The organism is Mesotoga sp., assembly GCF_035363035.1.
GTDB lineage: Bacteria > Thermotogota > Thermotogae > Petrotogales > Kosmotogaceae > Mesotoga.
Genome location: NZ_DAOSEH010000124.1, coordinates 1 through 4,458, shown reverse-complemented (window position 1 = coordinate 4,458; position 4,458 = coordinate 1). Strand labels below are relative to the sequence as shown.

The window sequence follows — 4,458 nt, the reverse complement described above, 5'->3', positions numbered from 1 at the left end:
GAGAAACGGGTCCCCACTCTTTTTTTAGCAGTTCGAAATCCTTATAGACTCTGAGCTTCTTTCCTTCTATCTTGAAAGAGCCGTCGTACCTGGATTCGAAGTAAAACTTCAGTTCAACCGTAACGAAGTCTTCGTAGAGAAGGTCGAGGGGATCTATCCAGAAAACTCTATCTTTGTTCTTTTCATGTTGAGAATCGAAGTCCAGGGCGTACCTGCCGTTTATCTTCAGTTTTCCATCGTCAGTCACGAAGGTCAGATAGTTCTTTCCAATCCCTTTGTTGTCTGCAGGCATCGTTATATTCAACTGCGTTGTCGATGCGTCGAAGGTACCTTTCAGATCTCCTCCGATTTTCAGATTTCCCAGTGTGAAAAGATAAGTGCTTACCTCCAGAACGAAATCCTCCATTTTGGCCGGGTCGAACAGTTCGGTGATAGTGGCCGCCGCGGAAGCCAGCGAGAAGTTCAACGACTTAACCGAGAAATCCGCATCGAAGAGTTCACCCTCGGTTTGGATTGCCGAAGCCTTGGTTCTCAGAGAGTACAGGATCTCTTTGTTAATATATCTCTGCCCGAAGAGACCGCTGAGGTTGAATTCGCTGGTTTTGAACTTGAAGAAACCTGCATCGAAGCCTTCTTCGGTTGGAATAGTCAGCTTCTGGAGGTTAACCATCCAAAGCGTCTTGTCATCGAGACGGGCGTAAGCCCCAAAAACATCGAGTTCAACATCCCACTCTTCGGGAGATAGAAACTGAACATATCCGAGAGTCAGCTCTGTGGCGTTCATAGATTGCTTGATCGCGAAGGGGTCCATCTGGGTAACTTTTCTGGAGGTAATAGTTTCGCCGAGGTTCAAACCCGTGAAAGGCGTTTGCAATTCTTTGAGCGAGGGGCCTGTTATGTACAAGGCTCCACCCTGAAACCTCATCCATTCCAATTTGGGCTTTATAAGAACGTATCCCCCATAACTGGTCTGCTTCTCCTGTCCGAACTGGCCGAAGAGTTCGAGGTCTCCAAAGGGGGTGTAAAGAGCGGCCTTCGCGGTGAAGGCATCTTCCGTCGAAAGCCAGTTCCTGTACCACGAACCCTGTAAAAGCAGCCAATCCAGTTCAAGATATCTCAAAGTTATTCTGGTTTTAGCATCTACAATTCCGCTGAGATCAACATCGAACGGTCTCCTGTCGGGATCGTCTAGAGGAAAATAGTAGTAGGGAAGATAAAACACAGGCAGATCGCCGATGTACATGACCATGTTCTGTACCGACATCCCCTTTCCCGGCGTAACGACCGCGTAGGACACCTTGAATCTGTAATGGGGATGACCTCTGTCGCATGTAGTTATGTAACCATCCGTGACATTCATGGTGGGAGAGGCCTCAATGGTGGATTGAATGTAACTTCCATAGACATAAAAAGGAACTTTAGATCCATCTCCGGAGCCTTCTCCCCTTACCGCGGGTACCTCTATTTCAGTTCTGGTGTATATCTCCATGCTTTCCAGCTTTTCGTTGGTTAGATCAAGTATCAGTCTTTCTGAATTGATGGTCGTTTCACTGCTGACCATAGTTACGTTTCCCCAGAAAGAAATGGATACGGGACTTCCGTTGGAAGTCAAGATGGAAGCGTTGGAAGCGTCGATGGTGGCTGTGAGAGTTTCACTAGAGTAATCAACCCTTACACCGTCCTGGAGGAGTATCTCATTTCCCATTCCCGATCCCAGAATGCTTCCGCCCACTATCTTCACGTTCGCTCCGATAAGAGTTCCCGGTACGATGATCGCCAGAAGTATCACGGAGATTCTCAAAAGCCTCGTAAGCATCTCCGAGAGCCTGTAACTCGCTTTGGTGTCTATGAGCGAATACACAATAACTCCAACGATCGCGAAAACTATATTCGGAATCCATGGTGCCAGTGTGGGGTTGAGGAGGTTTTCCTTGCCCATTCCGCTCAGCCAGGCTCCCGAACCCTGGTAAATGACAACCAGCAAGAATGTGAGTATTACCGACCAGGCTTTAGATTGAAGATTGAACATGAGCGACACGGGCACACCCAGAAGAACTATTACGAGTGGGGCAATAGACATTGAGTACTTCTCCTGCAACGCCACTTCGAGCGAGGATGTATCTATGCCGGTGTTTTTGAACGCCTTTATGTCCTGTCTCAACTCGGCGCTCGTCTTCTCTTTTGGTGCTTTGAAGCTGGCCAGGTAACGTTCTATATCCTGATCTATATCGAACTCGGCGGTATTGAACTGCATTTCAGCCCCCAGGAAACCCGAAGAATCTACCTGGTAGATCCTGACATCCTTCAGGGTCCATTTGTTCGGAGAGATGACCGCGGAAGTGGCTGTTGTAAGAGTAACTTCAGACCGCGTTACTTCGTATATTGAGACTCCCTTCAATTCTTTGGTCTCCGGATCTATTCTTCGAACGTGTATCATACGCCCCTGATTGTCCTGCATGAAGACGTTTTCTTTCAGTGTCACCTCGGGCTGTCGATAAACGAACCTTGCCATCGCTTCGGTTGCCTTGGAAGAGGCGTTTGGAACAAGGTAGTCGTTGAGTAAATAGGCTACTCCGCTGAATACGACTCCGAGTATCAAAAAGGGTATGACGAGTTTCTTGAGGGATATACCGTGAGTCTGGAGAGCTATGAGTTCGTTGTCCGAACGCATCCTGGAGAGGACCCAGAATATTCCCAGAAGCACTCCCACTGGAACGCCCATAACGATGAACTCCGGGAGATTGTAGTATATGAGGAGAAAGAGCTTGTCTATTCCCACCTTGTATCGGATTATCATATCGGAAAGGTAATACAGAAGCTCCAGGCTGACAAACACTATAAAACCACCCAGACCGATGAAGAAAGAACCGAGGGTTTGATAGCCTATATACTTTATGAGTGTACCCAAAACACTCGCCTCCCTTTTCAGTAGGCTTTGAAATCGACGGGCTGAAAAATATCGTTCATACAGCGATAATACTTTCCGGTGTCGATATAGACGGCGGCCTCCATGAGCTCGGTGCACAGATCCGCGATTTCCTCAAGGTCGCAGAATACCCTCAAGAGATCTACGGCTCTGGATGTAATCGAAGGAGACTGCTCCATGTTGCTCAACAGATCGTTGCGAACTCCCTCGAGAAGACTGTCGATGTTCGAATCGTTCCGGCAGAGTCTTTCGGCCTCCAAAAGAGAAGGATCGACCAGATTGTCGATGGATCCTTTGAGCATCAGGGAGACTCCGTCGAACATGGTTCGCAACTTTTCGTAATAACCGATCGGCGGCTTCTTTATTAAAACCATCGCCAGCTCGCATATAGAGACGAATTTGTCCCCGATTCTCTCGAGCGTGTTCACTATGCTCATGGTCATGGTCAAAAACCTCAGGTCCTTTCCGGTCGGCGTAAGGATTCCCGTGAGGCTTATTATAGTCTTTTGCAATTCGATCTGGTAGTGGTCAATTACGGAATCGGAATAGAGAACATCCCTGGCCTGATGTTCGTTACGTTCAAGCATCGCAATAGAACTTTTATTGCATATGTTCTGAATGTAGCGGGCCATCTTGAGAATATCCGAACGCAACAGGGCTATTCTTTCAAGTCCGACCTTAGATATCATCTTTCAACCTTCCCCCGAAAGCCAGTTTCTTTTTCAGCAGCGCCACGAAATCCAGGTTCCCTTCACGGAGTAGCCTGATCTTCTTTTTGGACATCTGGACTTCCACCACGTCGCCTTTAGACAGCCGATCGCTGAAAATGCCATCTACGTAGGCTTCCAGTGGAAATCCCTTATCCTGCGTAACTTCGAGCCTGATTTTCCTGAAGGAGGAGAGAACGAGAGAGCCCACGAAGGGGTTATGTGGACAGATCGGTGTTATCTGGAAACAAAGGGCCTCGGGATCCACCAGCGCGCCTCCGGCAGCCATCGAATACGCAGTCGAACCGGTGTTGGTCGAGAAAATTATCCCGTCTCCAACGATGGGATAGCTACTCTGTCCGTCTATCGATACGGTAAATGTTACTGTCCTGCTGGGAGAAGATCGTTCTATGACAAAATCATTCAACGAGTAATAGACCTCGTCTTTAAAGGTAATTTTCATCAATGTCCTCTCACTTGATTGCAGTGCGTTCTGGAGAAAGAGGTCCAGAATCGCATGAAGCATGTTGATTTCGAAGGAAGCTAGGAATCCCACACTGCCAACCCTGAAGCTCATGATGGGTAAATTTCTGGTATAGGCCGTTGGAACAGCCTTAAGAACGGTACCGTCTCCACCGAAAGTGATTATGACGGTGGCGTCCTCAACCTGGCAGGAACTGCCATCCATGCAATGATAAACCCCAAGGCCGTGGGACTCTATCTCCCGTGTCAAAAGGTCTAATGTAGCGGACGCAATTCTGGTTCTGTTACAAAAAACAGCGGCCTTCAATTGACTCACCTCAGATTTTGCGCCAGATCAAAAAG

Annotated in this window: 3 protein-coding genes; all 3 read right to left on the bottom strand. The window is 48.0% G+C overall.

What is annotated here, in order from left to right; genetic code table 11:
* The coding region (locus tag PKX57_RS11370) for an LptF/LptG family permease (RefSeq protein WP_472417406.1) at positions 1–2,908 on the bottom strand (2,908 nt) is incomplete at its 3' end.
* A gap of 17 nt (positions 2,909–2,925) precedes the next feature.
* Entirely contained in the window at positions 2,926–3,615 is a 690-nt protein-coding gene (locus tag PKX57_RS11365) for a PhoU domain-containing protein (RefSeq protein ID WP_213920294.1), read from the bottom strand.
* Complete coding sequence (locus tag PKX57_RS11360; protein ID WP_472413805.1) at positions 3,605–4,321, bottom strand: NAD(+)/NADH kinase; 717 nt, start codon at positions 4,319–4,321, stop codon at positions 3,605–3,607. The genes PKX57_RS11365 and PKX57_RS11360 overlap by 11 nt, the downstream gene beginning before the upstream one ends.
* Positions 4,322–4,458: the final 137 nt, after the last annotated feature.